The sequence below is a fragment of the Streptomyces sp. NPDC003720 genome, from assembly GCF_042875075.1.
GTDB lineage: Bacteria > Actinomycetota > Actinomycetes > Streptomycetales > Streptomycetaceae > Streptomyces.
Genome location: NZ_JBIANZ010000010.1, coordinates 172,810 through 199,506, shown reverse-complemented (window position 1 = coordinate 199,506; position 26,697 = coordinate 172,810). Strand labels below are relative to the sequence as shown.

Genomic DNA, 26,697 nt, shown 5'->3' with positions numbered 1-26,697 from the left:
TCGGCTGTACGGCACTTTTTCGGCCGGACCGGGAGCCATAAGGTATTGCCGGGAACCATTGCCTGGGAAGGGGGCACGACCGGGATGCCTCGGGAGACGGACGCGCGGGGGGCGCGGGAGCGGGCCGCGCGGGACCGGCTCGCCCCGGTGCTGCGTCCGGTGCGGGCGGGCAACGGCTTCGAGGAGGCGCTGGAGCAGATCCTCCAGGTGGTACGGCTCGGCCTGGTGCCGGACGGCGGGCGGCTGCCCGCCGAACGGGAGCTGGCGGAGCGGCTCGGCATCAGCCGGGTGACGCTGCGCGAGGTGCTGAAGGTGCTGCAGGACCAGGGCCTCGTGGAGTCGCGGCGCGGACGCTACGGCGGCACGTTCGTGCTGCCGCGCGCGGACGCCGGCGGCGAGGACGAGCTGCGGCGGCGGATCGCCGAGGTGGACATCGAGGACGTGCTGCGCTTCCGCGAGGTGCTGGAGGTGGGCGCGGCGGGGCTGTGCGCGGCGCACGGGCTGACCCCGGATCAGGCAGGGCGGCTGCGCGAGGCCCTGCACCGCACCCACGAGGCCCCGCTCGCCGAGTACCGGCGGCGGGACACGCTGCTGCACCTGACGCTGGCCGAGCTGTGCGGTTCGCCGTCGCTGGCCGCCCGGTACGCGGCGGTGCGGGCGAGCGTCAACGACCTGCTGGACTGCATCCCGCTGCTGGTGCGCAACCTGGAGCACTCGCAGCGGCAGCACACCGCGCTGGTCGAGGCGGTGCTGGACGGGGACGCGGACGGGGCGCGGGAGACGATGCGCGAGCACTGCGCGGGCACGGCGGCGCTGCTGCGGGGGTTCCTGGCATGACCGGCCTCCGCAAAGGTGCTATGGGGGACCTTTGCGTCCCGGGAAGGGCGGTGGGCCGGTGCGGCCGCTGATCGGTGTGAGCACGTATCTGGAGCAGGGCGCGCGGTGGGGGGTGTGGGAGCTGGCGGCCGCGCTGCTGCCGGCCGCGTATCCGCGGCTGGTGCAGCGGGCCGGCGGGCTGGCCGCCATGCTGCCGCCGGACGAGCCCGCGCGGGCCGCCGCCCTGGTGGCCCGGCTGGACGGGCTGGTCGTCGCGGGCGGCCCGGACGTCGACCCGGCGTGCTACGGCGCCGAGCGGTCCCCCCGGACCGGACCGCCCGCGCCGGAGCGGGACGCCTGGGAACTGGCCCTGATCGGGGCGGCGTTGGCCGCCCGGGTGCCGCTGCTGGGGATCTGCCGGGGCATGCAGCTGCTCAACGTCGCCCGCGGCGGCACGCTGGTGCAGCACCTGGACGGGCACGCGGAGCTGGTCGGCGTCTTCGGCGGGCATCCGGTGAAGCCCGTGCCGGGGACCCTCTACGCCGGGATCGTGCCCGAGGAGGTGACCGTGCCGACGTACCACCACCAGGCGGTGGAGCGGCTCGGCGCGGGGCTGACGCCCTCCGCGCACGCGGCGGACGGGACGGTGGAGGCGGTCGAGCTGCCGCCGCGGGAGGGGTGGGTGCTCGGGGTCCAGTGGCACCCGGAGATGGGGGACGACACCCGGGTCATGCGGGCACTGGTGCGGGCCGCCGCGTCCGGAGCCGGCCCGGCCCGCTAGGCCGTGCCCGCGAAGTCGCGTCTGCGTCACGACGCCCGGCACGCACTCTCGCCGCACCGGCCGAAAGCCCGAGTACACCCAGTACGAGGGCATCCGGCCGGCACTCCCCCAGCCTTCGGCCGGGGGGACCCCCAGAGCACGCACCGGACGCCGCGACGCCCGCCCTGCGGGCGAACGACGCGACTTCGCGGACACGACCTAGCCCCGCGTCAGCGACAGCAGTTCGCGTGCCGGTCCGGTGGGCCGGTGGCCCGTCGGCCACACCGCGCGCAGTTCGCGGCGCAGGGCGACGCCCTCGACCGGGATGCGCACCAGGCGCCGCATCGCCAGCTCCTCCCCCACCGCCAGCTCGCTCAGCACCGACGGGCCGGCGCCGCTCACCGCCGAGGCCTTCACCGCCGTGGTGGAGGACAGCTCGATCAGCGGCCGGGCCAGACCGCCGAGCGCCGTGTCCAGCACCTGGCGGGTGCCGGAGCCGCGTTCGCGCAGGATCAGCGGGGTGGCCGCCAGTTCGGACGGGGTGAGCGGGCGCCGCCGGCGGGCCCAGGGGTGGCCGGGCGCCGTGACGACGATCAGGCGGTCCCGGGCGATCACCGCCGAGTCCAGGCCCGGCGGCACCGTCAGGCCCTCCACGAACCCCAGGTCCGCCTCGCCGTCCAGGAGGAGTTCCGCGACCTTCGCGGAGTTGCCCGCGAGCAGGGACACCGCGGTGTCGGGCCGTTCGGCGTGCAGGGCGAGCAGCCAGCCCGGCAGCAGGTACTCGGCGATGGTCATGCTCGCCGCGACCCTGAGCCGGGAGTCCCGCCGGTCGCGCAGCGCCCGCGCGCCCGCGTCGAAGGCGGCCGCCGCCTCCACCACCCGGCGGGCCCAGTCCGTCACCAGGGCGCCCGCGTCCGTGAGGCGGGAACCGCGCGGCGAGCGGTCGACCAGGGCCACGCCGAGCTGCCGCTCCATCGAGCGCAGCCGGCTGCTGGCGGCCGGCTGGGTGATGCCCACCTCCCGGGCGGCCGCGCCGAGGCTGCCCAGCCGCGCCACGGCGAGCAGGAGTTCCAGCGCGCCGAGGTCGGGCACCCGGTGCGCCAGCGAGCCGCCGGGCAGGCCGTCGTCCGTCGTGTTCCGCTCGCTCATAAGACCAGCTTATGCCCCCATACACGGGGACTCCCTGGTCGGAGGGGGCCGGCGGCGGGATCGTACGGTCATGGTCATCGCAGCCCACTCCCTGCCCACCGCGCGTGCCGTCCGGGTCCGGCACCTCGGCCCCCACTGGTACGCCTCCGTCATGGGAACCTCGGTCGTCGGCACGGCGGGCGCCGCGCTCCCCGTGCACGTTCCCGGGCTGCGCACGGTGTGCACCGCGCTGTGGGCGCTGTCCCTCGTCGCGCTGGCGGCCCTGCTGGCCGCTCGCGCCCTGCACTGGACGCACCACCGGGACCGGGCCCGCGCCCACCTCCTGGACCCGGCCGTGGCGCCCTTCTACGGCTGCCTGGCCATGGCCCTGCTGGCGGTGGGCGGCGGTGCGGCGGCGGCCGGCCGGGACTGGATCGGCACCGGCCCCGCGCTGGCGCTCGACGCGGTTCTGTTCACCGCCGGCACGGCGGTGGGGCTCGCGGCCGCCGTCGCCGTGCCGTATCTGATGGCGGCGCACCACCGGGGCGAGCCCCGCGAGGCCGGCCCGGTCTGGCTGCTGCCGCTCGTGGCGCCGATGGTGTCCGCCGCGGCCGGCCCGCGCCTGGTGCCGCTGCTGCCGCCGGGGCAGCCGCGGGAGACGCTGCTGCTGGGGTGCTTCGCGATGTTCGGGCTGAGCCTGCTGGCGACGCTGGCGACGCTGCCGCTGGTCTTCGCCCGGCCGCTGGTCTCCGGTCCGCTGCCGCTCGCGCTGACCCCGGGCCTGTTCCTGGTCCTCGGCCCGCTCGGGCAGTCCACCACCGCCGTCGGCGTGATCGCGGACGCGGCCCCCGGGGTGGTACCGGCGCCCTACGACCGCGGGCTGGGCGTGTTCGCGGTGCTGTACGGGGTGCCGGTCATGGGCTTCGCGCTGCTGTGGCTGGCGCTCGCCTCGGCGCACGTGGTGCGGGCCCGGCGGCGCGGCATGGGCTTCTCGATGACCTGGTGGGCGTTCACCTTCCCGGTGGGCACCTGCGTCACCGGCGCCGCCTCCCTGGCCGGGCGCACCGGGCTCGCGGCGTACGACGCGCTGGCCACCGCTCTGTACGGGCTGCTGGTCGCCGCCTGGCTGGCGGCCGCGTCGGGTACGGTGCGCGGGCTGCTCAGCGGAGAGCTGCCCGAAGCGCCCCGCCCAGCACCCGCGGCGCCTCGACAAGCGAGGGTCCGTACCAGGTCAGGTGGCGTCCGCTGACGAGTGCGCAGCGCAGGCCCGGGAAGGCCTCGGGGCCGTCCCCGGCGCCGAAGCGGTAGGGCTCGTCCGGCAGGACGACGAGGTCCGGGCCGGCCGCCACCAGTTCCGCGAGGGGCACCCTGGGGTAGCGGTCGGGGTGGCCGGCGTACAGGTGACGCACGCCGAGCCGGTCCAGCACGTCGCCCGCGAAGGTGTCCCGGCCGAGCACCATCCAGGGGCGCCGCCAGACGGGCACGACCGCCGTCGTCCGGGCCGGGGGGCCGGGCGGGTCCGCCCAGGCCGCCTCCGCCTCGTCCAGCCAGCGGGGCCGGGACGGGGCGCCGCACGCCGTGAGCACCCGGTCCAGCTCGCGGAAGGCCTGGGGCACCGTGCGCACCTCGGTGACCAGCACCTCCAGACCCGCGGCCTTCAGTGCGTCGAGGTCCGGGGCGCGGTTCTCCTCCTCGTTGGCGACCACCAGATCGGGGGCGAGGGCGATGATCCGGTCGACGGCGGGGTTCTTGGTGCCGCCGATCCGGGCGGCTCCGATGTCCGGCGGGTGGGTGCACCAGTCGGTGACCCCGGCGAGCACGCCGGGCAGCGTGCGGGCCACCGCCTCGGTCAGCGAGGGCACCAGCGAGACGACGCGCACCACGGCGGCTAGCGCGCCCGGTCCTGCACGGCCTCGATGTGCTCGGCGACGGCCACCACGATCACCCGGGTGTCCGGGACCGTCGCGCGCCAGCGGTGGCGGACCCCGCCGGTCAGGTACAGGGTGTCGCCGCGGCCCAGCCGGTAGGCGCGGCCCTCGGCCTCGATCTCGACGGCGCCGTCGGCGACGTACATCAGCTCGTCGTTGCGGTGCTGGAACTCGCGGCCCGCGTCGTGGTCGCCGGTGAACTCCGAGGCGTGCAACTGGTGGTGGCCGCGCACCAGGGAGCGGGTGCGGGGCAGGAAGTCCGACTCGGTGACGGGCTCGGCGCGCACGACGTCCACGCTGGCGGCCGGGTCGGCGGCGGCGAGGAGTTCCACGGCCGTGGTGCGCAGGGCGTCGGCCAGCTTCTCCAGGGAACCGCGGCTCGGGCGGGCCTTGTCGTTCTCGACCTGGCTGAGGAAGGGCACCGAGAGGCCGGTGCGCTCGGCCACGACGGCGAGAGTCAGCTCCAGCGCGCGACGCCGCCGCCGTACGGCCGCGCCCACCCGCACGGGCTGCTGCTCTTTGTGGTCGCCCATCGCTCCGGCTCCCTCCTTCACTCGTCGTGCCGCCTGCCGGACGTCCGTCGCCGGACGGTTCCCTGAGGAGTTGTCTGCACCCTACGCATGTTCGGCAAACCGTTTCACGCGCCTGTCACATCCCCGACACGCCGGTGGGCCCGCACCCCCACGGTTCACGCCACTGCGGCGCCGCGGTGCGGGACGGGTCTTGCTTGTTCCAAGGCCCGGACGGCCCCCGATGTTCCGCCGCGGCGGGGGTCATGACCCTCCGTGGTTGGCCGGATCCTTACCGTGGAGGGACCTGGGGGCGTCGGTGCGGCCACGAAGCGGTGCCGGGGCCCGGGGAAACCGCGAGGGGTGGGCGCCGGGGGCACGTCCACGGACGTGCGCGCGGCGCCCACCCCTCGGGCGGCGGTCGGAAGGGTCAGGTCACCCGGCCGCCTGGCTCGAGACGCCCTTGCGGTCGATCGGAGCCCACTTGTCGGCCTGGCCCGGATGCCGCTTCAGCCAGGCGCGGACGGCGTCCTGCTCCTTGCCCTTGCCCGCCTTCTGGATCTGCGCCTCCAGCCCGGTGAGCTGCTCCTCGGTCATCGAGAAGTTCTTCAGCCAGGCGCCGACCTCGGGGTTGTCCTCGGCGAAGCCCTTGCGGGCGAGGGTGTGCACCCCGTCGCCCTTGCCCCAGGCGCCCTCGGGGTCCTTCAGCTTCTTCAGGTCGTAGTCGCTGTACGCCCAGTGCGGCGACCACAGGGTGACGACGACCGGCTGCTTCTTGCCGTAGGCGCGCTTAAGCTCGGCGAGCATCGCGGGCGTGGAGCCGTCGACGACCTGGTACTCGCCCTTCAGGCCGTACCGACCCAGGACCTTGTCCTTGAGCAGGCCCATCATGCCGGCGCTGGGCTCGATGCCGACGATCCTGCCGCCGAACTCGGAGGCGTGGCCCTTCAGGTCCGCCAGGGAGTTCACGTCCTTCACGTAGGACGGGACGGTCAGCTCCAGCGAGGTGGGGCCGTACCACTTGCCGAGGTCGTCCAGCTTGTCGCCGTACTTCTTCCAGTACTCGGCGTGCGTGGTGGGCAGCCAGGAGTCGGTCTCGAAGTCGATCTGTCCGGTGGCGAGGCCGGTGTAGAGGGGGCCGGCCGCGTACTGGGTGGTGTTCACCTTGAAGCCGCGCTGCTCCAGGAGCTCCTTCCACAGGAACGTGGAGGCGATGCCCTCGTCCCAGGGGATGTAGCCGAGGTTGATCTCCTTGCCCTGGCCGATGTCGGTGCCGGAGGCCTCGGAGGTGCCGGAGGACCCGAAGACGCCCAGACCGCCCGCGACGAGCGCGAGGGCGACCACACCGGCGACGGCGACCACCGGGCGCGGCCGGTACGACCAGGCGGTCGTCCGGGTCTTGGCGGCGGCCCTGCGGCCGAGCGGGGAGAGCTGGGTGCCGAGGGCGCTGGTGACCCGGTCCAGGTAGATGGCGAGGACGACGATGCCGACGCCCGCCTCGAAGCCGTAGCCGATGTCGACCCGGCCGATGGCCTCGTTGACCGCGCCGCCGAGGCCGCCGGTGCCGACCATGCCCGCGATGACGACCATGGACAGGCCCAGCATGATCACCTGGTTGACGCCGGCCATGATGGTCGGCAGGGCCAGCGGGAGCTGCACGCGCCACAGGGTGTCGCGCGGCGTGGTGCCGAACGCCTCGGCCGCCTCGACCAGTTCGGCGTCGACCTGCCGGATGCCCAGCTCGGTCATGCGGACGCCGGGGGCGAGCGCGAAGATCAGGGTGGCGACGACACCCGCGGCGGTGCCGAGACCGAAGAAGAGCATGGCGGGGATCAGCAGCACCATCGACGGCATCGTCTGGAGCAGGTCCAGGACGGGCCGCACGACCGCGCTGACCGTCTTGGAGCGGGCGGCCCAGATGCCCAGCGGGATGGAGATCACCAGGGCGATCACCGTGGCCACCAGGACCAGGGCCAGCGTGGACATCGCCCGGTCCCACAGGTCCAGCGAGTCGACCAGCGCGAACCCGGCGAAGGCGAGGACGCCGCCGAGCAGACCGCGCAGCCACCAGGCGATCACCCCGAGGATGCCGGCCATGAGCAGCGGCTCGGGCGCGGCGAGGACGGCGTCGATGCCGTCGTACATGCCCTCCATGACCGCGCGGATCGCGTCGAAGAGCCAGGACAGGTGGTCGACGAGCCAGTTGACACCGGAGTCGACCCAGTCGCCGAGAGGGATCCTAGGCACGGGCGATCACCTTTCCGCCGTTGTCGTTGTCGCAGGCGGTGGGGTCGCCCTGTTCGTCGCCGAGGAGGCCGACCAGGCGCCGGCGCGGCACGACGCCGACCAGCTCGCGCCCGGCGTCCAGGACGGCGACCGGGTGGCTGAGGCGGGCGCTGATGGCGCACAGCTCGGTGAAGGGCGTGTCCGGGGCGGCCGTCTCGCAGCCGCAGTCGGCCTCGTCGCCGCGGACGTCGGTGTCCATCACCGACGCGGCGGTCAGCACCCGGGAGCGGTCGACGTCCTGGATGAAGGAGGCGACGTAGTCGTCCGCCGGGCGCAGCAGGATGTCCTCGGCGGTGCCGGTCTGGACGATCCGGCCGTCGCGCATGACGGCGATGCGGTCGCCGAGGCGCATGGCCTCGTTGAGGTCGTGGGTGATGAAGACGATGGTCTTCTTCAGGGTCTTCTGCAGCTCCAGCAGCTGGTCCTGCATGTCGCGGCGGATCAGCGGGTCGAGGGCGCTGAAGGACTCGTCCATCAGCAGCAGGTCCGCGTCGGTGGCCAGGGCGCGGGCGAGGCCGACGCGTTGCTGCATGCCGCCCGACAGCTCGTCGGGCCAGGAGTCCTCCCAGCCGGCCAGACCGCACAGGGCGAGCGCCTCGTCGGCGCGGCGCTCGCGCTCGGCGCGGGGCACGCCCTGCACGGACAGGCCGTAGGCGGCGTTGTCGCGGACGCTGCGGTGCGGGAAGAGCGCGAAGTGCTGGAAGACCATGCTGATCTTCTTCGAACGCAGTTCGCGCAGTTCGCGGTCGCCGAGCCCGGTGAGGTCCTGGCCGTCGAAGCGGACGCGGCCGGCGGTCGGCTCGAGCAGACCGTTGAGCATCCGCAGCAGGGTGGACTTGCCGGAGCCCGACAGACCCATGACGACGAATATCTCACCCGCCTCGACCTGGAAGGAGGCGTCGATCACGGCGGCGGTGGTGCCGTCGGCGCGCAGCTCCTCGCGGTCGGTGCTCCCGCGCAGTTTCTCCACTGCCTGGTCCGGTCGTCTGCCGAACACCTTGAACAGGCGCTCGGCCTCAAGCCTTGGTTGCACGCGTGCCTCTCGTCTCGGCCGTACATGACAGAAGCCGCGCCTCCCCAGATCCTCATTGGTCAAACTTTTAAGTGTCTTAGGTCACAACGGGGCCGTGTCAGTGCCGTACGGCATGATGCGAGCGTGACCGGACGACTCATGCTCCTCGACACCGCCTCGCTCTACTTCCGCGCCTACTTCGGCGTGCCCGACTCCGTCAGGGCGCCGGACGGCACCCCGGTGAACGCGGTGCGCGGACTGCTGGACTTCATCGACCGGCTGGTGAAGGACCACCGGCCGCAGCGGCTGGTGGCCTGCATGGACGCCGACTGGCGGCCGCAGTGGCGGGTGGACCTGATCCCGACGTACAAGGCGCACCGGGTCGCCGAGGAGCACGAGGGCGCGCCGGACGAGGAGGAGGTGCCGGACACCCTCTCCCCGCAGGTGCCGGTCATCGAGGCGGTGCTGGACGCGGTCGGCATCGCCCGGGTGGGGGTCGCGGGGTACGAGGCGGACGACGTCATCGGCACGTTCACCGCGCGGGCCGACGGCCCCGTCGACATCGTCACCGGTGACCGCGACCTGTACCAGCTCGTCGACGACGAGCGCGGCGTCCGGGTGCTCTACCCGCTGAAGGGCGTCGGCACCCTGCAGCTCACCGACGAGGCGGTGCTGCGCGAGAAGTATGGGGTCGACGGGCGCGGGTACGCGGACCTGGCGCTGCTGCGCGGCGACCCGAGCGACGGCCTGCCGGGCGTGCCCGGGATCGGCGAGAAGACGGCCGCCAAGCTGCTCGCCGAGTTCGGCGACCTGGCGGGGATCATGGCGGCGGTCGACGACCCGCGGGCGAGGCTCACGCCGTCGCAGCGCAAGCGGCTGACCGAGGCCCGGCCGTACGTGGCCGTGGCGCCGGAGGTGGTGCGGGTGGCCGGTGACGTCCCGCTGCCGGACGTGGACACCGCCCTGCCGCGCGCCCCGCGCGACCCGGCGGCCCTGGAGGCGCTGGCGGCGCGCTGGGGGCTGGGCGGCTCCCTCGGGAGACTGCTGACGACGCTCGGTTCGTGATGCTAACTTAGGTAAACCTAACCAATGCAGCAGGAGGCCGTGATGGCAGAGCGTCCGGGACGAAAGCCGCGCAAGCCCTATACCGCCCAGGTGGTGCGGACCGAGCGGCTGACCCCGCACATGCAGCGCGTGGTGCTCGGCGGCGAGGGCCTCGCCGACTTCGCCGCGGACACCTGCACCGACCACTACGTGAAGCTGCTGTTCGGCCCCGAGGGCGTCACCTATCCCGAGCCCTTCGACCTGGAGCGCGTTCGGGCGGAGTTCCCGCGCGAGCAGTGGCCGGTGACCCGGACGTACACCGTGCGCGCCTGGGATCCCGAGCACCTCGAGCTGACGCTGGACTTCGTGATCCACGGCGACGAGGGCCTGGCCGGGCCCTGGGCCCTGCGGGCGCGCCCCGGCGAGACGGTGCGCTTCATCGGCCCCGGCGGCGCCTACGCCCCGGACGCCGGTGCGGACTGGCATCTGCTCGCCGGCGACGAGAGCGCGCTGCCCGCGATCGCCCGCGCCCTGGAGACGCTGCCGGCCGGCGCCCGCGCGCACGCCTTCGTGGAGGTGGCTGGGCCCGAGGAGGAGCAGAAGATCGACTCCGACGTGGAGGTCGTCTGGCTGCACCGCGGGGACCGGCCGGTGGGTCAGGCCCTGGTCGAGGCCGTACGGGCGCTGCGGTTCCCCGAGGGCCGGCCGCACGCCTTCGTGCACGGCGAGGCGGCGTTCGTGAAGGAGCTGCGCCGGATGCTCCGGGTCGAGCTGCAGATCCCGCGCGAGGACCTGTCGATCTCCGGCTATTGGCGCCTCGGCCACAACGAGGACGGCTGGCAGGCCTCCAAGCGGGAGTGGAACGCCCGGATCGAGGCCGAGCAGGAGGGCGGCGCCGCGGCTGCCGCCTGAGCCGGTCCGCGCCGGCGACCGGCCGCCGCCCCCGGCCGCCCGGCGCGCGACCGGAGGTGACCGGCCCTCCCGCCGCGCTCGTACGCTTGACCTCGTGAGACGCCGCACCCCGCCCCCGCCCGCCCCGCTCCCCCAGCGCCACGGCGTCGACCCGGTACGGCTGCGGCTGCCGCACGGCGGGGAGTGGGCGACCGTGCGGGAGCACCTCGTGGCGCGGCTGACGGGCGCCGGGCCCGGCACCGTCGAGGCCATGCTCGACGCGGGGCTCTTCGTCGGCGCCGACGGGAGGCCGGTCGAACCGGAAGCGCCCTACCGGGCGGGGACGTTCGTGTGGTTCCACCGCGAACTGCCCGCCGAGGTTCCGGTGCCCTTCCCGCTGGAGGTGGTGCACCGGGACGAGCACATCGTCGTGGCCGACAAACCGCACTTCCTCGCCACCACACCGCGCGGTTCGCACGTTGCCCAGACCGCTCTCGCCCGGCTCCGCGACGAGCTCGGCCTGCCGTCGCTGACCGCCGCGCACCGGCTGGACCGGCTCACCGCCGGTCTGGTGCTGTTCACGGTGCGGCCCGAGGAGCGCGGCGCCTACCAGACGCTGTTCCGGGACCGGCGGGTGCGCAAGGAGTACGAGGCCGTGGCCCCGTACGATCCGGCGCTCGTGCTGCCCCGCACCGTGCGCAGCCGGATCGTCAAGGAGCGCGGGGTGCAGGCGGCGCGGGAGGTCGAGGGCGAGCCGAACGCGGTGACCCGGGTGGAGCTGGCCGAGCACCGGGACGGTCTGGGCCGGTACCGGCTGCTGCCCGAGACCGGGCAGACCCACCAGCTCCGAGTCCATCTGAACGCGCTGGGCGTGCCCATCCTCGGCGACCCGCTGTACCCGGAGGTGACCGGCCCGGTGCCGCCAGGCGACTTCCGCCGCCCGCTGCAACTGCTGGCCCGCCGCCTGGAGTTCACCGACCCGGTCACCGGAGCGCGGCACGCCTTCGCCAGCGGGCGGACCCTGCGGGCGTGGTCCTGCCCGGCCGCGTGGGCCGGGCAGGAGCCGTAGCGGTCCCGCTCACCGCCCGCGGGACCCGCCGCTCACTCCCCGCGCCACCAGCGCAGCAGCCGCTGCCACACGTTCTCGCGGCGGGACGGGTCCGGCGTCGCGGGGACGGGGGCGGGCACGTGCGGGGCGACCGGGGCCGGAACCGGCGGCCGGGGCCCGGCGGCGGGGGCCGGTGCGATGGGCGCGGTGACGGCCGGCGGGCCCGAGCGCTGCGGCGGCACGGTCGACGGGCGGGGCGGCAGACTCACGTCCTGCTGGGCCTTGGGCTCGAAGCGCACCGGCAGCGACACCAGGTGCCGGGAGGCGATCGACGAGCGCCAGCGCAGCTCCTCCTCGGCGCAGTCGAGCTGGACGTCGGGCAGCCGCATCAGCAGCGCGTCCACCCCGACGTCGGCGATCGCCCGGCCGATGTCCTGGCCGGGGCACTCGTGCGGGCCGCCGCCGAACGCCAGGTGGGACCGGTTGCCCTGCATCCCGGCGGAGAGGTCGGGGCGCACCCGGGGGTCGACGTTCCCCGGGGCCGGCGCGAAGAGCAGCCCGTCGCCCCGGTGGATGCGCCGCCCGCCCAGTTCCGTGTCCTGCTTGGCGAAGTAGCCGAAGACGGTGCTGAACGGCGGCTCGTCCCACAGGGACTGCTCGATGGCCTCCGGCACGGTCATCTGGCCGCCGTTGAGCTGGGCGCGGAAGCCCGGCTCGGTCAGCACCATGCGCAGCGCGTTGGCGAGGAGGTTGGCGGTGGCCTCGTAGGCCGCGAACAGCACCAGCCGCAGGTGCTCGCGGACCTCGTCGTCGGTGAGTCCCGCCGGGTGGGCGATGAGGTGGCTGGTGAAGTCGTCCTCCAGCCGGGCCCGGCGGCGGGCGGTGAGCCGGCCGAGCGCCTCCATGACGTACGTGTGGCTCCGGATGGCGGTCTCGGTGCCCTTGAGCGCGTCGCGGGCGGCCTGCACCAGCCGGTCGCCGTACTCCTCGGGCATGCCGAGGATCTCGCACATCACGGCCATCGGCAGGTGCTCGGCGAACTGCGAGACCAGGTCGGCCCGGCCGCGTTCGCAGAAGTCGTTGACCAGGGTCTGGGTGTAGCGGCCGATGTGACGGCGCAGGCCGCGGTGGTCGATGGGCGCCATGGCGCCGGTGACCGCCGCGCGCAGCCGCTGGTGCTCGTCGCCCTCGGCGTGCGAGCAGATGGGCTGCCAGGCGATGTGCGGCATGAGCGGGTGGTCGGGCTTCACCTGCTCCTGGAGCAGCGGGGACCAGATCCGGCTGTCGCGGGTGTACTGGGAGGGGCTGCGCACCAGTTGCAGGTTCTCGGCGTGGCCGAGCACCACCCACATCGGTACGTCGTCGTGGAGCAGCACGGGCGCCACGGCGCCGTGCAGTTCCCGCAGGTGCTCGTAGAGGCCGTCCAGGTCCTCGACGCCGGGGCCGTGGATCCGGTGCGCCTCGCCGGGGCCGAGGCCGTGCGCCGGGCAGCCGGGCGGCGGGCCGGGGGTGGGTTCGGTGCCGGTCAGGGACTGGGGTTCAGACGTCACGGTGCAGCTCCGGAACGGATGGGTGGGGGTCGGTCGGACGCGGGATCAGCGGAGGGCGCCGGACAGGGCCAGGGAGTGCAGGAAGCGCATCAGGGTCATCAGCACGTCCTTGCTGGAGGCCCGGCGGCGCACGTCGCAGTCGATGATCGGGATGTCCGGGGACAGGTCCAGCGCGGTGCGCAGTTCCTCGATCGGGTAACGGGGCGCGTCCGGGAAGGTGTTGACGGCGACGACGAAGGGCACGCCGCGTTCCTCGAGCCGTCCCATGACGTCGAAGCTCACCTCCAGGCGCCGGGTGTCGATCAGGACGACCGCGCCGAGCGCGCCTTCGAACAGGCCGTTCCACAGGAACCAGAAGCGCTCCTGGCCGGGGGTGCCGAACAGGTAGAGCACCAGCTTGTCGGTGATGCCGATGCGGCCGAAGTCCATCGCCACGGTGGTGGCCGTCTTGGTGTCGGAGCCGTAGTTGTCGTCGACCCCGATGCCGGCCTGGGTCATGGTCTCCTCGGTGGTCAGCGGCCTGATGTCGCTGACCGAGCCGACCATGGTGGTCTTGCCGACGCCGAACCCGCCCACGATCACGATCTTCACCGCGGCCTGCGCCGTCTGCGGCAGATGGTCCTCGGTGCGCGGGCCGGGGATGGTGTCAGAGCCGTTGAAGTCCATGCATCACCGCTTCGAGGAGTGAACGGTCGGGGAGCGCCTGGCGGACGATCGGGGCGCGCGCCTGCACCAGGTCGGCCGCGATCAGCTCGGTGAGCAGGACGGTCGTCGCGCTGAACGGCAGGTTGAGGTAGGCCGAGAGTTCGGCCACGGACAGCGGCGCGGTGCACAGCCGGAGCACCGCCGCCTGCTCGGGGGAGGCGGAGGGCGACGGCGCGGAGTGCGCCACGATCAGCGTCACCAGGTCGAGTTCGGCCCGGGCGCCGTCGGCGGGACCGGCGATGGTGTACAGCCGCTCGGGGTTGCCGGGCCGCCCGGGGCCGCCCCCGGCTTTCGCGGGGAGCGGGGGTGGGGGCGGCGGGGGTGCCGGCGGGTGCGGTGGCCGGCGGCGCCTGCGCCGCGGCGGAGTCATACGGTCTGCCCGTTCCGCCGGGGCGGACTCGTCAGATGGGTGCCGATGCGGACGACGAGGTCGCGCATCATGCCGCTCATCCGGCCCGGCTCGCAGGTCACGTCGGCGAGCACCGCGAGGAAGGCGTTGGCGCCGGCGTTCATGAGGTAGAAGTAGCCGCCGTCGATCTCGATGACGACGAGCTTCATGTCCCCGCTGCCCACGATCTCCTGGGTGATGGCGCCGGCCAGGCTCTGCAGTCCCGCGCAGGCGGCGGCCACCCGGTCGGCGGCGTCGGGGTCGCCGCCGTGCCGGGCGATGCGCAGTCCGTCGGCGGAGAGGACCACGATCATCTGGATGCCCGGGACGCCGTCGTTGAGCTGCTTGAGCATCCAGTCGATGTTGCCTCGCTGCTGGATCACTTGAGGTCCCCCTCGTCGTCGGCCTGGGTGGGGCCTGCCGAATCGTCGATCAGGTGCAGGTAAGCGGTCGGGTTCCGGGTGAAGTCGGTCAGCTCGGCCGCGGTGGCGCCCTCGGGCATGCCCTTCTTCAGGCCGTCCCAGAAGGCGTCGACCCACATGCCCGGCGGCCGGTCCTTCAGTTTCTGCGGCTCGCGGTCGATCTCGGGCGCGGGTTCCGGCTCGGGCGCCGGCTGGGACCAGACGGTCGGCCTGCCCTCGCGCTCGGCGCGCTCGATGGCGGCCTGTTCGGCGAACCGCTGGCTGAGCGGCGTCTTCACCCGGCTGCGGCGCTGCGGCAGACCGCCCGCCGTCCACTCGGTGACCTCGGGGACGTCGTCCTCCATGGAGATCCCGGCGGGGATGCGGGGGCTGGTGGGCCGGCGCTTCTTCGGCGGGCGCTTGGGGCCCTCCAGGGCGCCCAGTTCGGGCATGGGCACGGCGGTGGCGCCGATGCCGTGGGCGGCGCCCACGCCGGGCTCCGTGGTGGTCATCACGCGCGGCACGACGAGGATCGCGCGGACGCCGCCGTAGGCGGAGGCGCGCAGCGAGACCTGCATGTCGAACGCCTTGCAGAGCCGGCCGACGACGGCGAGGCCGAGGCGGGGGCTCTCGCCGAGGTTGTGGGCGTCGTCGGCGGCCATGGCGTCGGTGATGGCCTTCTCGATGCGGGCCCGGGACTCCTCGCTGAGGCTGACCCCGGCGTCCTCGATCTCGATGGCGAGCCCGGTCTGCACCTCGACGGCGGTGACCCGCACCTTGGTCGACGGCGGCGAGTAGCGGGTGGCGTTGTCGAGCAGTTCGGCGGCGGCGTGGATGATGGGCTCCACCGAGGTGCCCTTGATGTTGATGTTGACGATGGAGTTCAGGTCGATGCGCCGGTACTCCAGGATCCGGGACATCGCGCCGCGCAGGACGCTGTACAGCGACACGGGCAGGGGCCACTGGCGGCCGGGGCGGCCGCCGCCGAGCACGGAGATGGAGTCGGCGAGGCGGCCGATCAGCGCGGTGCCGTGGTCGATGCGCAGCAGGTCGTCGAAGACCTCGGGGTTGCGGCCGTGGTCCTCCTCCATCTCCCGCAGTTCGCTGGCCTGCTGGTGGACGATGGCCTGCACGCGGCGGGCGATGCTGACGAAGGAGCGCTCGGTGGCGTCGCGCATCGAGATCTCGTGGTCGGCGCCGCGCAGTGCCGTGTGCAGCAGCGTGCGCTGCGAGTCGGGCAGGTGCCGCAGTTCTGGGTCGTTGTCGACGACCTTGCGCATCACCTCCCGGAGCGGTTCTCCGCCGCGCAGGTGGCGCAGCGCGGTGGGCAGGACCTGGGTGCCGAGCCGGACGATCTCCGCGTCGTGGGTGGCGAGGCGGTGCTCCAGGTACGCGGCGTGCCGGGCGTGCTCGGCCCGCGTCTCGCGGAGCTCGCGGCCGCGGCGGACGATCTCCGCGGCCAGGGCGAGGAGCAGCAGCAGGGCCACGGTCCCGCACCCGACGACGGCGATCCGGGCGGCGGGCGGGACCAGTGCGGCGGCGGCCCCGGTCACCCCGGCCATCACGACGGCGGGCGGCAACAGCACGCGGGCGAGGGGAAGTTCACGGCCGCCGGGAGGCTTTGGAACACTCACCATGGATGCCTTCCGAGACGAGTCGGCTGGGTGTCGGGGGAGCTTGCGAGGGGAAGATTCACGGAACGACCCGGACCTTCGGGATATTCGGGGGCAGACGCAGTAATCGGCTCAACCCGGTGCGTCGCGGGCGAGCTTAGTCCGACCGGATCATCGCCGCGTCATATTCGGCAAGCACCTGAATTCACCCGCGCAACAGGAGTACGCTCACTCCATTTACACGCTGTGCATTTGTTCGAACACCATCCGTGACGCCGTACGGGCATACGAAACCCCCTCACCGTGACGAGTGAATGAGGGGGTTCGGCGCCGGACGCGACCGGCGGAAGCCGGCCGCGTCCGGGCGGGGCGGGGCGGGGCGGGCTCAGCCCACCGACGAGTAGGCCACCACGCCCCGCAGGAGCTGGTCCACGGCCTTGCGCGCGGCCTTCGTCACCGTCGAGCCCTCCACGGGCGCGGCGGCGGCGATCTGCCCGAGCACGTCGATCACCTGCTTGCACCAGCGCACGAAGTCGCCCGCGGGCATCTCCGCCTCGCGCAGCACCTCGTCCAGGCCCTTGCCGGAGGCCCACATGTAGGCGGCCCAGGCGAAGCCCAGGTCCGGCTCGCGCTGGCCCACGCCCTCGGTCTGGCTGATCCGGAACTCCTCCTCGACCGCGTCCAACCGGCCCCAGATCCGGACCATCTCGCCGAGCGCGGCCTTCGCCCTGCCCGAGGGCAGCTTGGGCGCCATCGCGTCGTCGCCGACCCGGGCCTCGTACACCAGCGCCGAGACGCAGGCGGCGAGTTCCGCCGGGGCGAGGTCCTCCCAGACGCCCTCGCGCAGGCACTCGCTGGCCAGCAGGTCCAGCTCGCCGTAGAGCCGGGCGAGCCGCCTGCCGTGCTCGGTGACCTCGTCGCCGCGCAGGTAGTCCAGCTCGGTGAGCAGCGCCACGATCCGGTCGAAGGTCCGCGCGATGGTGTTCGTGCGGCCCTCGATCCGGCGCTCGAGCTGCGTGGTGTCGCGCAGCAGGCGGTGGTAGCGCTCGGCCCAGCGGGCGTGGTCCTCGCGGTCGTCGCAGCCGTGGCAGGGGTGCGCCCGGATCGCCGTGCGCAGCCGGGCGATCTCCCGGTCGTCGGCGGCCTGCGAACGCTTCTTGCGGGCCCGGTCCGGCGGGATGTGCCCGGCCTTGGTGCGCAGCGCCGAGGCGAGGTCCCGGCGGGACTGCGGGGAGCGCGGATTGAAGGACTTCGGGATCCGCATCCGGTCCAGCGGCTCGACCGGCACCGGGAAGTCCATCGACGCAAGCCGCTTGACCTGCCGTTCCGCCGTCAGCACCAGCGGGCGCGGACCGTCGTGGTGGTCGAAGCCCCGGTGGCCGTTGGAACGCCCGGCGGGCAGGCCCGGGTCCAGCACCAGCGCGAGGCCCGCGTACTTGCCGGTGGGCACGTGGATGACGTCACCCGGCTTGAGCTTCTCCAGGGCGACGGCGGCCTCGGCGCGCCGCTGGCTGGCGCCCTGCCTGGCCAGCTCGGTCTCCCGGTCCTTCAGCTCGCGCCGCAGCCGCGCGTACTCCTCGAAGTCCCCGAGGTGGCAGGTCATGGAGGCCTTGTAGCCGTCCAGGCCCTCCTCGTTGCGCTGCACCTGCCGGGAGATCCCGACGACCGACTTGTCGGCCTGGAACTGCGCGAAGGAGGTCTCCAGCAGCTCGCGCGAGCGGTGCCGGCCGAACTGCTCGACCAGGTTGACGGCCATGTTGTACGACGGCTTGAAGCTGGAGCGCAGCGGGTACGTGCGCGTGCCGGCGAGGCCCGCGAGGTGCTCGGGGCTCATACCGCGCTGCCACAGCACGACCGCGTGGCCCTCGACGTCGATGCCCCGGCGGCCGGCCCGGCCGGTGAGCTGCGTGTACTCACCGGGGGTGATGTCGGCGTGCTGCTCGCCGTTCCACTTGACGAGCTTCTCCAGCACCACCGAACGGGCGGGCATGTTGATGCCGAGCGCGAGCGTCTCGGTCGCGAACACGGCCTTGACCAGACCGCGTACGAACAGCTCCTCCACGACCTCCTTGAAGGTCGGAAGCATGCCCGCGTGGTGGGCGGCGATACCGCGCTCCAGGCCCTCCAGCCACTCGTAGTACCCGAGGACGTGCAGGTCCTCGGGCGGGATGGCGGCGGTGCGCTCCTCGACGAGGGCCCGCACCTTCTCCCGGGCCTCGTCGTCGTTCAGCCTGAGGCCCGCGTACAGGCACTGCTGGACGGCGGACTCGCAGGCGGCCCGGCTGAAGATGAACGTGATGGCGGGCAGCAGGCCCTCGGCGTCGAGGCGCTCGATGACCTCGGGCCGGCCCGGCGTCCACACCCGGGAGCGCTGTCTGCGCTCCCGCTCCCGGTCGGCCTCGCGCATCGAGCGCCCGCGCCGCCGGTCCTGGTACGAGGGCCGGCTCGCCTCCATGCGGGCGAGCCGGGCGAGGTCGGGGTTGACGGCCTTCTTGTGGCCCTCGCCCTCCTCGAACAGGTCGTACATCCGGCGCCCGGCGAGCACGTGCTGGAACAGCGGCACGGGCCGGTGCTCGGAGACGATCACCTCGGTGTCGCCGCGGACGGTGTCCAGCCAGTCGCCGAACTCCTCGGCGTTGGACACGGTGGCCGACAGCGACACCAGGGTCACCGACTCGGGGAGGTGGATGATCACCTCCTCCCAGACGGCGCCGCGGAAGCGGTCGGAGAGGTAGTGCACCTCGTCCATGACCACGTAGCCGAGGCCGAGGAGGGTCTGCGAGCCGGCGTACAGCATGTTCCGCAGCACCTCGGTGGTCATCACGACCACCGGGGCGTCGGAGTTCACGCTGTTGTCGCCGGTGAGCAGGCCGACCTTGGCCGCGCCGTAGCGGCGGCACAGGTCGGCGTACTTCTGGTTGGACAGCGCCTTGATGGGGGTGGTGTAGAAGCACTTCTTGCCCTGCAGCAGGGCGAGGTGGACGGCGAACTCGCCCACGATCGTCTTGCCCGAACCGGTGGGGGCGGCCACCAGGACGCCCTTCCCCGCCTCGAGCGCCTGGCAGGCCTCGATCTGGAAGGGGTCGAGGCCGAAGTCGTACATCTCGCGGAAGGACGCGAGCGCGGTGGCCTGCTCGGCTGCCCGCAGGCGGGCGGCCGCGTACCGCTCGGCCGGTGAGAGGTCCTCTGTCATCGTGCTTTCGAGCGTACCGGGCCCCGCTGACAACAGGACGATCATTATCCCGATCGTGTACTGAGCGGCAGCGGATCACGCGGCGGGCGGGAACGACGGGTGCCCCCGTCCTCGGGGACGGGGGCACCGGCGGCGCTGCGGGCGAGGGGTCAGGTCACGTCGTCGTAGCCGTTGACCCGCTCCGTGCTCGTCTGCTCGGGCACCGTGCGGGCGGCCGCGACGGGCTGGATCTCGCCGATGTCCTCGGGGGTCAGGTCCAGCTCGGAGGCCTCGTCGTCGGCGGGGCCGGCGGCCTCGCGGCGCCGCCTGCGCTTGTCGTTGAGCAGGGAGAAGCCGACCGCGCCGAAGTACAGCACCCAGATCGGCCCGGCGAGGGCCAGCATGGAGAGCGGGTCGGTGCTCGGCGTCGCGACGGCCGCGAAGACCGTGATGCCGAGGATCATCGCGCGCCACCAGCCGAGCATCCGGCTGCCGCTCAGCACCCCGGTGAGGTTGAGCATGACCAGCAGCAGGGGCAGCTCGAAGGAGAGGCCGAAGACGATCACCATGCGGGTGACCAGCTGGAGCAGGTCGTCCAGCGGCAGCAGGTTCCTGATGGCGCCGTTCGGGGTGAAGTCGATCAGCACCTTGGCGGTGGTCGGCAGCACCTTGTACGCGAAGAAGGCGCCGGCGAAGAACAGCGGGGCGCCGGTGAAGACGAACGCGTAGGCGTACTTCTTCTCGTGCCGGTGCAGACCGGGCGCGACGAACGCCCACAGCTGGTAGAGCCAGACCGGCGAGGCGAGCACGACGCCCGCCATCAGCGAGACCTGCAGCGCGAGGGTGAACGGGGCGAGGAGCCCGTTGATGGTGATCTCCGCGCACTGGTGCTTCGCCGGCGACTTCGCCAGTTGCTCGAAGCTCTCCTGACAGCCCACCGAGTCGAGGATCGGCTTGGTCAGGAAGTTGATGATGTCGTTGTAGAAGAAGGCGGCGACGATCGTCACGACGACGATGGCCAGCATGGCCTTCGCGAGCCGGTTGCGGAGCTCACGAAGATGATCCGCGAGAGGCATCCGCCCCTCGGGATCTCTCTCCTTCTTGCGGGCAGACTTGAGCAACCCACGTCCTCATCTCGTGCGGCGGGCCGGAGCGCTCCGGCCCTGCGTCAGCGCTGGGTGGTGTCCGACGGCTCGTTGACCGGCCGGGAGCTGGTCACGTCGCCGGGGGACGCCTGGATCGTGCGCTGGGACGGAGGCTGCTCGTTGGAGCCGGGCGCCGGGGCGGAGCTGTTGCCGCCGTCCTCCTTCATCGCCTTGGCCTCGCTCTTGAGGATGCGCGCGGACTTGCCGAGCGAGCGCGCCATGTCCGGAAGCTTCTTCGCGCCGAACAGCAGGACGATGACGACGAGGATGAGAATGATCTCGGGGGCTCCGAGCCTTCCGAACATAAGTCTTTACCTTCTCACCGAGGCGACTGGGTGGGTGCTGTCCGACCAGCCGGACACGTGTCCGAACGATCGTGCTGCCAGCGATCGTAACGCTCAGGGGTGAACGTGAGGCAATCCCCGTGCGTACTCCCGGTCCGCGGCACGCGCCTCGTTCTTCGCGCCGCGATCAGCAGCGTACCTGCCCCACCTCTCAGCATGACAGGGCGAAGTGCCCCAAACCGCGTCCCTTACCAGACTCTCGGGGTCGGGACCGTCACAGCGTGTCCACGGCGCGGGCCGCGCTCACCGCCGCCCGCTCCAGGTCCTCGGCGGCCCGGTTGATGCGGCGCGCCGAGTCGGCGACCTGCCGCCCCAGACGCCGGGCCTCGAGGAAGACCCGCACCGCGAGCACCCCCAGCACGGCGAGTGTCACGAATCCCACGGCTACCGCGAACATCGGCCAGAACATGACGTCGACCTTAGACGGTCCTACACCGTGGAGTGCAGCCGCAGGGTGCGCACGCCGCCGCCGGTGAGCAGTTCGACGATCCGCTCCCCCGCGGGCTTGCGCACCGCGGCGCCGCAGTCGGGGCAGGTGAAGGAGTAGAACGTCGTCCGGCTGGTGGCGCCTATGGCCAGGCGCAGGGCGCCCGCGGCGAGTTCGAAGCGGCCCCGGCAGTCCGGGCAGCCGGCCCGGAACAGCACGGGGACCGCTCTTCTCATCCCGGCGAAGGCGGACGCCACGGTCAACTGGCCGCCGCCCCCGCTCGCCTCCCCCCTGGCTCGGCCCGCACCGGACACCGGAGACTCGCTCAACGCTCTCGCTCCTGCCTGTCGTCACGCCGTTCGCCGGCACCGCCGCCCACCGGCGCGGTGGCCGTGTCGTACGCCGCAAGCGCCTCGCGGGCCGCCCGGCGGGCGCTGTCGGCCAGCTCGGGCGGCGAGACGATCCGGCCGTCGCGGCCGAGACGCAGGGCCAGCCGTCTCAGCGACGCCGGATCGGGGGTGCGCAGAGTGATACGCAGCCCGCCGTCGGGAAGCTCATCGGCGCTGTCGTGCGGGTAGTACTCGGCCACCCAGCGGCCGCCGGGGCCGACCTCGATGACCACCTCCGGGTCCTCGGCGGCCGGCTGCACCAGGGCCTCGGACAGGTCCCGCAGCTCCATCTCGGGCGGCGCGGACGGCTCGTCCAGGATCCTGATCTCGGCGACCCGGTCCAGCCGGAAGGTGCGGCGCGCCTCGGAGCGACGGCACCAGGCCTCCACGTAGGTGTGGCCGACGCTGACCAGGCGGATGGGGTCGATCTCCCGCTCGGTGATCTCGTCGCGCGCGGGCGAGTAGTAGCGGATCCACAGCCTGCGGCGCTCGGAGATCGCGCGGTCGACGTCGGCGAAGACACCGCCCTCGGACTCGAAGGTCACCGACAGCCGGGCGCTCGCGCCGGCCGCCTCGCCGGCCGCCGTCTCCACCTTGGCCGTCGCCCGCAGCAACGCCTGGCGGTCGCCCTCTCTGAGGCCCGGCAGGGTGGACACCGCGCGGGCGGCCACCAGCAGGGCCGTGGCCTCGTCGGCGGCGAGCCGCAGCGGCTCGGCCGCCTCCTCGCCGAGCGCGGCCGGGTTGTGCCACCAGATCCGCTCGCCGTCCGTGTCGATGTCCAGCAGGTCGCCGCCGCGGAAGCTGGTGCCGCACATGGGCAGCAGGTCGAGGTCGGAGACCAGCTCGTCCTCGGTGATGCCGAAGGCGCGCGCGACGTCCGCGATCCGAGCGCCGGGGCGCTCCCTGAGGTAGGTGACCAGGGAGAGCATCCGCCGGGTCTGGTCGATGGCGTTCACGGGCCTGACCGGTTTGCCTGCCATGGTTGTGCTCCGCTCCCCCTCAGCCCTTGGCCACGGCACGCAGCCGGTCCACCACGTCCGCGCGCAGCTCGGCCGGCTCCACGACCACCGCGTCCGGCCCGAACTCCACCAGCCAGGCGTCCAGCCCGTGCCCGTACGGAATCTCCAACTCGTCCCAGCCGTCCCCGAGTTCCCGGACCGCGGTGGCCTTCGCCCGAAGGGGGTAACCGGAGCCGGAGCGCAGCCGGATCAGCGCCGAGCGGTCGGCGATCTCACCGGCCCAGCTCGCGACGGTCTCCCGCACGGTGACCACGTCGGGCACGGGCACGGTGAAACCGGTGCCGCGCGAGCGCACCCGGCCGGTGATCCGGGACAGCCGGAAGACGCGCTCGGCGCCCCGGTCCCGGTCGAAGCCGGCCAGGTACCAGTGGCCGCGCCAGCACTCCAGCGCCCAGGGCTCGACGTGCCGGGGCTCGGGGTGGGCGGCGGAGGCCTTGCGGTAGTCGAAGACCACGGGGCGGCGGTCGCGGCAGGCCAGCATCAGCGGTTCGAAGGCGGCCTCGTGCACCGGGATGCGCGGCTCCAGGGCGCCGTGCGCCTCGTAGGGGTCGACGTCCTCGGGGAGCCCGGCGGCGCGCAGCTTCTGCAGGGCGCCGCTGGCCGCGCCGGCCAGACGGGCCTGCTGCCAGACCTTGGCGGCCAGGCCCAGGGCGGCGGCCTCCTCGGCGTCCAGGGTGATGGGGGGCAGACGGTTGCTGTCGCGGCGGGCCAGGTAGCCGACCTCGCCGTCGAGGTTCTCCACGGTCTCGATGACCAGGCCCAGCTCGCGCAGGTCGTCCTTGTCCCGCTCGAACATGCGGTTGAAGGAGTCGTCGCTGCCCGCAGCGCCCCGCTCCGGCCTGGAGGCCTCGACGTACGCCTCGATGGAGTCGCGCAGCTCGCGCTTGCTGAGCGGCCGGCGTGTGCCGAGCAGGCACAGCGCGAGGTTCATCAGCCGCTCGGCCTTGGCAATGGCCATCGACGCCCTTCGCCTTCCCTATGGTGCTTCCGACCGTTGACCGTACCGCCCCGGGGTGTCGGGGCAAAAGCCGGAGCGGGAAGCGGAGCCGTACTGAACAGCGGCGGTCACGCGAGGAGGGCCCGTGCGGACAGCACGGGCCCTCCTTCGACCAGGTTCGGTCAGCGCTTGGCAACGCCCACGAGGTCGCAGACGAAGATCAGCGTCTCGCCCGGGGCGATCCGGCCGCCACCGGCGCCGCGGTCGCCGTACGCGAGGTGCGCGGGGATGGTCAGCTGGCGGCGGCCGCCGACCTTCATGCCCTGGACGCCCTTGTCCCAGCCCTGGATGACCTGGCCGACGCCGAGCTGGAAGTCCAGCGGGGTGCCGCGGTTCCAGGAGGCGTCGAACTCCTCGCCGGAGGAGAAGGCCACGCCCACGTAGTGGACCTTGACGATGTCGCCCGCTTCGGCGACCTCGCCGTCCCCTTCCCAGATCTCCTTGATCTCGAGGTCCGCCGGCGGCTCGCCGCCCGGGAAGTCGATCTCGGGCTTCTCGATGCTCACGTCAAAAGCTCCTGCTTGTGTACGACACGAAACACGGACAGTCTGTCATCCCCGCTGGTCTGCCGCCCGCCACGGCGCCACGACGGGCCCGGTCACATGGCGGCGAGGATGTCCACCGAGAACACCAGCGTGGCGCCCTTCTTGATGCCGCTGCCGCTCGGCGGGGTGTCGCCGTAACCCAGGTCCGGCGGCACGACGATCAGGACCCTGCTGCCCACCTTCTTGCCGGCCAGTCCCTGCGACAGCCCCTTGACGACCTGCTGCATCTGCTCCAGCGAGAACTGGCTGAGCCGTCCGGTGTCGTACGTCTGCTGGAACGGCTTGTCGCTGCCCCAGACCACGCCCTTGAACTGGCACAGCACCGCCTGGTTCGCCTTGACCTCGGGGCCGTCGCCCTCCAGGACGTAGACGGAGGCCAGCTTCCCCGGCGGGGTGCTCTGCTTGGCCGGCTTGATCTCGGGCGCCTTGCCGTCGGTGTTGGTGCCGACGGTCGGCAGCGCCGGGTCGTCCTGCGGCACCTCCTTGCCCTGGGCGGAGCTCTTGGAGTTGAAGGAGTTGATCAGGTCGATGACGAAGACCAGGGTGTCGGTGCCCTTGATGCCCGCCTGCGCGTTGCCCGACTTGCCGTAGCCCCAGGTGGGCGGGACGGCGATGAGCACGCGGCTGCCGGTCTTCTTGCCCTGCAGGGCGTACCGCCAGCCGTCGATGAGGCTGCCCTGGGCGAGCTGCATGACCAGCGGGCGGTTGCGGTCGTAGGAATTGTCGAAGACCTTGGCGCTGCTCCAGATCTGGCCCAGGTAGTTCGCCTCGATGAAGTCGTTCTCCGCGACCGTGCGCCCGCTGCCCGTGATGACCGTCTTGACCGCGAGGTCCTTCGAGGGGTCGCCCGGGCCCTTGGCGACGGTCGGCTTCTCGCCGAACTTCGTGCCCGCCGTGATCGCCGGCAGCGGCCCGTCCACGATCTTGGGCGGCGGCACGGAGGACGCCGGGCCCGACGGTGTCGGCGACGCGCCGGCCTTGCTGGACTCGGACTTGTCGTCGCCGCACCCGGCGAGCGTGACCAGTCCTGCGGGTACGGCGGCGAGGAGGAGTGAGCGTCGGCGCACGGGAAGGGCCTCGTAATCGGTCGATCTTGCGGATTGGCGTGCGCGCAACTCTACGACGCGACACGGGCGCCGTACGGGAAACGTACGGCGCCCGTGTGGCGGTCCGGCATTTCGGCGCCGAAACGCTTGACTCGCGAGCGGTCTCACATTCCGGCGATGAGCTTCTCCACGCGGTCGTCCACCGAACGGAACGGGTCCTTGCACAACACGGTGCGCTGTGCCTGGTCGTTGAGCTTGAGGTGCACCCAGTCGACCGTGAAGTCCCTGCGCTGTTCCTGTGCCCGGCGGATGAAGTCGCCGCGCAGCCGGGCCCGAGTGGTCTGCGGAGGCACCGACTTGCCCTCGAAGATCTTCAAGTCGTTGCAGATCCGGGCGGCTTGGCCCTTCTTCTCCAGCAGGTAGTAAAGACCCCGGCGACGGTGGATGTCGTGATAAGCGAGGTCTATCTGGGCGACCCGCGGATGCGACATGGTCATGTTGTGCTTGGCCCGGTACCGCTCGATGAGCTTGTACTTCATGACCCAGTCGATCTCGGTTCCGATGCGGTCCAGTTCCTCGGTCTCGATGGCGTCGAGGGTGCGGCCCCACAGCTCCAGGACCTGCGCGACCGTGCCGGTGCGGATGCCGCGGCGGTCGCAGAAGTCGACGGCCTTGTCGAAGTACTCGCGCTGCACCTCCAGCGCGGACGCCTCCCGGCCGCTGGCCAGGCGCACCTTGCGCCGGCCGGTGATGTCGTGGCTGACCTCGCGGATCGCCCGGATCGGGTTCTCCAGGGTCAGGTCGCGCATCACGGTGCCCGCCTCGATCATGCGCAGCACCAGGTCGGTCGCGCCGACCTTGAGCAGCATGGTCGTCTCGGACATGTTCGAGTCGCCGACGATGACGTGCAGCCGGCGGTAGCGCTCGGCGTCCGCGTGCGGTTCGTCGCGGGTGTTGATGATGGGCCTGGAGCGGGTCGTCGCCGAGGAGACGCCCTCCCAGATGTGCTCGGCACGCTGGCTGACGCAGTACACGGCGCCGCGCGGCGTCTGCAGGACCTTGCCCGCACCGCACAGCAGCTGCCTGGTCACCAGGAAGGGGATGAGGATGTCCGCGAGCCGGGAGAACTCCCCGTGCCGCGCCACCAGATAGTTCTCGTGGCAGCCGTAGGAGTTGCCCGCCGAGTCGGTGTTGTTCTTGAAGAGGTAGACGTCGCCCGCGATTCCCTCCTCGTGCAGGCGTCGTTCCGCGTCCACCAGGAGTCCTTCGAGAATGCGCTCGCCGGCCTTGTCGTGGGTGACCAGTTCGGTCACGTTGTCACATTCGGGTGTGGCGTATTCCGGATGCGACCCCACGTCCAGATAGAGCCGGGCGCCGTTTCGCAGAAAGACATTGCTGCTGCGGCCCCATGACACGACACGGCGGAAGAGGTACCGCGCCACCTCGTCAGGAGACAGGCGGCGCTGTCCCCTGAACGTGCACGTGACGCCGTACTCGTTCTCCAGCCCGAAAATGCGGCGGTCCATGACTGAAC

26 protein-coding genes are annotated in these 26,697 nt (G+C 72.7%); 6 read left to right on the top strand and 20 right to left on the bottom strand.

Going from position 1 to position 26,697, the window contains the following annotated elements:
- Positions 1 to 84: 84 nt before the first annotated feature.
- Positions 85 to 837, top strand: a complete 753-nt coding sequence (locus ACFYU0_RS27140) for an FCD domain-containing protein (RefSeq protein WP_351664066.1) — start codon at positions 85 to 87, stop codon at positions 835 to 837.
- 67 nt (positions 838 to 904) lie between these two features.
- Positions 905 to 1,597, top strand: a complete 693-nt coding sequence (locus tag ACFYU0_RS27135; protein WP_389304819.1) for a gamma-glutamyl-gamma-aminobutyrate hydrolase family protein — start codon at positions 905 to 907, stop codon at positions 1,595 to 1,597.
- A 198-nt stretch (positions 1,598 to 1,795) separates the two neighbouring features.
- Here ACFYU0_RS27135 and ACFYU0_RS27130 read toward each other — a convergent pair whose 3' ends face one another.
- Complete coding sequence (locus tag ACFYU0_RS27130; protein ID WP_351664068.1) at positions 1,796 to 2,725, bottom strand: LysR family transcriptional regulator; 930 nt, start codon at positions 2,723 to 2,725, stop codon at positions 1,796 to 1,798.
- Positions 2,726 to 2,795: 70 nt separating this feature from the next.
- Here ACFYU0_RS27130 and ACFYU0_RS27125 point away from each other — a divergent pair, with 70 nt between their 5' ends.
- Positions 2,796 to 3,953, top strand: a complete 1,158-nt coding sequence (locus tag ACFYU0_RS27125; protein WP_389304717.1) for a TDT family transporter — start codon at positions 2,796 to 2,798, stop codon at positions 3,951 to 3,953.
- Here ACFYU0_RS27125 and ACFYU0_RS27120 read toward each other — a convergent pair.
- The 4 genes from ACFYU0_RS27120 to ACFYU0_RS27105 form a co-directional block, all read right to left on the bottom strand.
- Positions 3,865 to 4,584 (bottom strand): helical backbone metal receptor, encoded by a 720-nt coding sequence (locus ACFYU0_RS27120; protein ID WP_389304818.1) that lies wholly within the window; start codon positions 4,582 to 4,584, stop codon positions 3,865 to 3,867. The two genes, ACFYU0_RS27125 and ACFYU0_RS27120, sit on opposite strands and share 89 nt — an antisense overlap.
- Before the next feature lie 8 nt (positions 4,585 to 4,592).
- Positions 4,593 to 5,165 (bottom strand): helix-turn-helix domain-containing protein, encoded by a 573-nt coding sequence (locus ACFYU0_RS27115; RefSeq protein WP_143635319.1) that lies wholly within the window; start codon positions 5,163 to 5,165, stop codon positions 4,593 to 4,595.
- 411 nt (positions 5,166 to 5,576) lie between these two features.
- Positions 5,577 to 7,388, bottom strand: a complete 1,812-nt coding sequence (locus tag ACFYU0_RS27110) for an ABC transporter permease/substrate binding protein (RefSeq protein WP_389304715.1) — start codon at positions 7,386 to 7,388, stop codon at positions 5,577 to 5,579.
- Positions 7,381 to 8,460: a glycine betaine/L-proline ABC transporter ATP-binding protein gene (locus ACFYU0_RS27105; RefSeq protein ID WP_389304713.1), complete on the bottom strand. Its 1,080-nt coding sequence runs from the start codon at positions 8,458 to 8,460 to the stop codon at positions 7,381 to 7,383. Before ACFYU0_RS27105 ends, ACFYU0_RS27110 begins: the two co-directional genes overlap by 8 nt.
- 123 nt (positions 8,461 to 8,583) lie before the next feature.
- Between ACFYU0_RS27105 and ACFYU0_RS27100 the strand changes: the two genes are divergently transcribed.
- The 3 genes from ACFYU0_RS27100 (at position 8,584) to ACFYU0_RS27090 (ending at position 11,443) form a co-directional block, all read left to right on the top strand.
- On the top strand, positions 8,584 to 9,504 hold the full coding sequence (locus tag ACFYU0_RS27100) for a 5'-3' exonuclease H3TH domain-containing protein (RefSeq protein ID WP_389304711.1): 921 nt from the start codon (positions 8,584 to 8,586) through the stop codon (positions 9,502 to 9,504).
- 42 nt (positions 9,505 to 9,546) lie between these two features.
- Entirely contained in the window at positions 9,547 to 10,395 is an 849-nt protein-coding gene (locus ACFYU0_RS27095) for a siderophore-interacting protein (RefSeq protein WP_351664078.1), read from the top strand.
- 364 nt (positions 10,396 to 10,759) lie between these two features.
- Positions 10,760 to 11,443 carry a pseudouridine synthase gene (locus ACFYU0_RS27090; RefSeq protein WP_389304817.1) on the top strand — a complete coding sequence of 228 codons (684 nt, stop codon included), beginning with the start codon at positions 10,760 to 10,762 and terminating at the stop codon, positions 11,441 to 11,443.
- Positions 11,444 to 11,475: 32 nt separating this feature from the next.
- On the opposite strand, the gene ACFYU0_RS27085 is transcribed toward ACFYU0_RS27090, so the two are convergent.
- The 15 genes from ACFYU0_RS27085 to pafA all read right to left on the bottom strand — a co-directional run bounded on the left by ACFYU0_RS27085 (position 11,476) and on the right by pafA (position 26,689).
- Positions 11,476 to 12,972, bottom strand: coding sequence for a cytochrome P450 (locus tag ACFYU0_RS27085; protein ID WP_389304709.1), 1,497 nt, complete (start codon positions 12,970 to 12,972; stop codon positions 11,476 to 11,478).
- Between the two features lie 45 nt (positions 12,973 to 13,017).
- On the bottom strand, positions 13,018 to 13,638 hold the full coding sequence (locus tag ACFYU0_RS27080) for an ATP/GTP-binding protein (protein ID WP_389304707.1): 621 nt from the start codon (positions 13,636 to 13,638) through the stop codon (positions 13,018 to 13,020).
- Positions 13,619 to 14,047 carry a DUF742 domain-containing protein gene (locus ACFYU0_RS27075; RefSeq protein ID WP_389304706.1) on the bottom strand — a complete coding sequence of 143 codons (429 nt, stop codon included), beginning with the start codon at positions 14,045 to 14,047 and terminating at the stop codon, positions 13,619 to 13,621. The genes ACFYU0_RS27080 and ACFYU0_RS27075 overlap by 20 nt, the downstream gene beginning before the upstream one ends.
- On the bottom strand, positions 14,044 to 14,448 hold the full coding sequence (locus tag ACFYU0_RS27070) for a roadblock/LC7 domain-containing protein (RefSeq protein ID WP_351664088.1): 405 nt from the start codon (positions 14,446 to 14,448) through the stop codon (positions 14,044 to 14,046). The genes ACFYU0_RS27075 and ACFYU0_RS27070 overlap by 4 nt, the downstream gene beginning before the upstream one ends.
- Positions 14,445 to 16,103: a sensor histidine kinase gene (locus tag ACFYU0_RS27065; protein ID WP_389304704.1), complete on the bottom strand. Its 1,659-nt coding sequence runs from the start codon at positions 16,101 to 16,103 to the stop codon at positions 14,445 to 14,447. The genes ACFYU0_RS27070 and ACFYU0_RS27065 overlap by 4 nt, the downstream gene beginning before the upstream one ends.
- A gap of 361 nt (positions 16,104 to 16,464) precedes the next feature.
- Entirely contained in the window at positions 16,465 to 19,317 is a 2,853-nt protein-coding gene (locus ACFYU0_RS27060; protein ID WP_351664092.1) for a DEAD/DEAH box helicase, read from the bottom strand.
- A gap of 104 nt (positions 19,318 to 19,421) precedes the next feature.
- Positions 19,422 to 20,372: a twin-arginine translocase subunit TatC gene (gene tatC, locus ACFYU0_RS27055; protein WP_351664094.1), complete on the bottom strand. Its 951-nt coding sequence runs from the start codon at positions 20,370 to 20,372 to the stop codon at positions 19,422 to 19,424.
- Positions 20,373 to 20,419: 47 nt separating this feature from the next.
- Positions 20,420 to 20,701, bottom strand: a complete 282-nt coding sequence (gene tatA, locus ACFYU0_RS27050; protein ID WP_351664096.1) for a Sec-independent protein translocase subunit TatA — start codon at positions 20,699 to 20,701, stop codon at positions 20,420 to 20,422.
- A gap of 253 nt (positions 20,702 to 20,954) precedes the next feature.
- Positions 20,955 to 21,149, bottom strand: a complete 195-nt coding sequence (locus ACFYU0_RS27045; RefSeq protein ID WP_351664098.1) for a hypothetical protein — start codon at positions 21,147 to 21,149, stop codon at positions 20,955 to 20,957.
- A gap of 20 nt (positions 21,150 to 21,169) precedes the next feature.
- Positions 21,170 to 21,403, bottom strand: a complete 234-nt coding sequence (locus ACFYU0_RS27040; protein ID WP_351664182.1) for a hypothetical protein — start codon at positions 21,401 to 21,403, stop codon at positions 21,170 to 21,172.
- Positions 21,404 to 21,492: 89 nt separating this feature from the next.
- Positions 21,493 to 22,536 (bottom strand): helix-turn-helix transcriptional regulator, encoded by a 1,044-nt coding sequence (locus ACFYU0_RS27035; protein WP_389304700.1) that lies wholly within the window; start codon positions 22,534 to 22,536, stop codon positions 21,493 to 21,495.
- Between the two features lie 19 nt (positions 22,537 to 22,555).
- Positions 22,556 to 23,533, bottom strand: coding sequence for a WYL domain-containing protein (locus tag ACFYU0_RS27030; RefSeq protein WP_351664102.1), 978 nt, complete (start codon positions 23,531 to 23,533; stop codon positions 22,556 to 22,558).
- A 161-nt stretch (positions 23,534 to 23,694) separates the two neighbouring features.
- Positions 23,695 to 24,078 (bottom strand): FKBP-type peptidyl-prolyl cis-trans isomerase, encoded by a 384-nt coding sequence (locus ACFYU0_RS27025; RefSeq protein WP_351664104.1) that lies wholly within the window; start codon positions 24,076 to 24,078, stop codon positions 23,695 to 23,697.
- 92 nt (positions 24,079 to 24,170) lie between these two features.
- Positions 24,171 to 25,184 (bottom strand): FKBP-type peptidyl-prolyl cis-trans isomerase, encoded by a 1,014-nt coding sequence (locus ACFYU0_RS27020; protein WP_389304697.1) that lies wholly within the window; start codon positions 25,182 to 25,184, stop codon positions 24,171 to 24,173.
- A 143-nt stretch (positions 25,185 to 25,327) separates the two neighbouring features.
- Positions 25,328 to 26,689 carry a Pup--protein ligase gene (gene pafA, locus ACFYU0_RS27015; protein ID WP_073899688.1) on the bottom strand — a complete coding sequence of 454 codons (1,362 nt, stop codon included), beginning with the start codon at positions 26,687 to 26,689 and terminating at the stop codon, positions 25,328 to 25,330.
- Positions 26,690 to 26,697 lie beyond the last annotated feature (8 nt).

What these genes read in the sequence shown, in the direction of transcription:
- ACFYU0_RS27140 (WP_351664066.1), top strand. Translation starts at nt 85, where the DNA reads ATGCCTCGGGAGACGGACGCGCGGGGGGCGCGGGAGCGGGCCGCGCGG.
- ACFYU0_RS27130 (WP_351664068.1), bottom strand. Translation starts at nt 2,725, where the DNA reads ATGAGCGAGCGGAACACGACGGACGACGGCCTGCCCGGCGGCTCGCTG.
- ACFYU0_RS27125 (WP_389304717.1), top strand. Translation starts at nt 2,796, where the DNA reads ATGGTCATCGCAGCCCACTCCCTGCCCACCGCGCGTGCCGTCCGGGTC.
- ACFYU0_RS27115 (WP_143635319.1), bottom strand. Translation starts at nt 5,165, where the DNA reads ATGGGCGACCACAAAGAGCAGCAGCCCGTGCGGGTGGGCGCGGCCGTA.
- ACFYU0_RS27095 (WP_351664078.1), top strand. Translation starts at nt 9,547, where the DNA reads ATGGCAGAGCGTCCGGGACGAAAGCCGCGCAAGCCCTATACCGCCCAG.
- ACFYU0_RS27080 (WP_389304707.1), bottom strand. Translation starts at nt 13,638, where the DNA reads ATGGACTTCAACGGCTCTGACACCATCCCCGGCCCGCGCACCGAGGAC.
- ACFYU0_RS27075 (WP_389304706.1), bottom strand. Translation starts at nt 14,047, where the DNA reads ATGACTCCGCCGCGGCGCAGGCGCCGCCGGCCACCGCACCCGCCGGCA.
- ACFYU0_RS27065 (WP_389304704.1), bottom strand. Translation starts at nt 16,103, where the DNA reads ATGGTGAGTGTTCCAAAGCCTCCCGGCGGCCGTGAACTTCCCCTCGCC.
- ACFYU0_RS27060 (WP_351664092.1), bottom strand. Translation starts at nt 19,317, where the DNA reads ATGATCGTCCTGTTGTCAGCGGGGCCCGGTACGCTCGAAAGCACGATG.
- tatA (WP_351664096.1), bottom strand. Translation starts at nt 20,701, where the DNA reads ATGTTCGGAAGGCTCGGAGCCCCCGAGATCATTCTCATCCTCGTCGTC.
- ACFYU0_RS27045 (WP_351664098.1), bottom strand. Translation starts at nt 21,149, where the DNA reads ATGTTCTGGCCGATGTTCGCGGTAGCCGTGGGATTCGTGACACTCGCC.
- ACFYU0_RS27040 (WP_351664182.1), bottom strand. Translation starts at nt 21,403, where the DNA reads ATGAGAAGAGCGGTCCCCGTGCTGTTCCGGGCCGGCTGCCCGGACTGC.
- ACFYU0_RS27035 (WP_389304700.1), bottom strand. Translation starts at nt 22,536, where the DNA reads ATGGCAGGCAAACCGGTCAGGCCCGTGAACGCCATCGACCAGACCCGG.
- ACFYU0_RS27030 (WP_351664102.1), bottom strand. Translation starts at nt 23,533, where the DNA reads ATGGCCATTGCCAAGGCCGAGCGGCTGATGAACCTCGCGCTGTGCCTG.
- pafA (WP_073899688.1), bottom strand. Translation starts at nt 26,689, where the DNA reads ATGGACCGCCGCATTTTCGGGCTGGAGAACGAGTACGGCGTCACGTGC.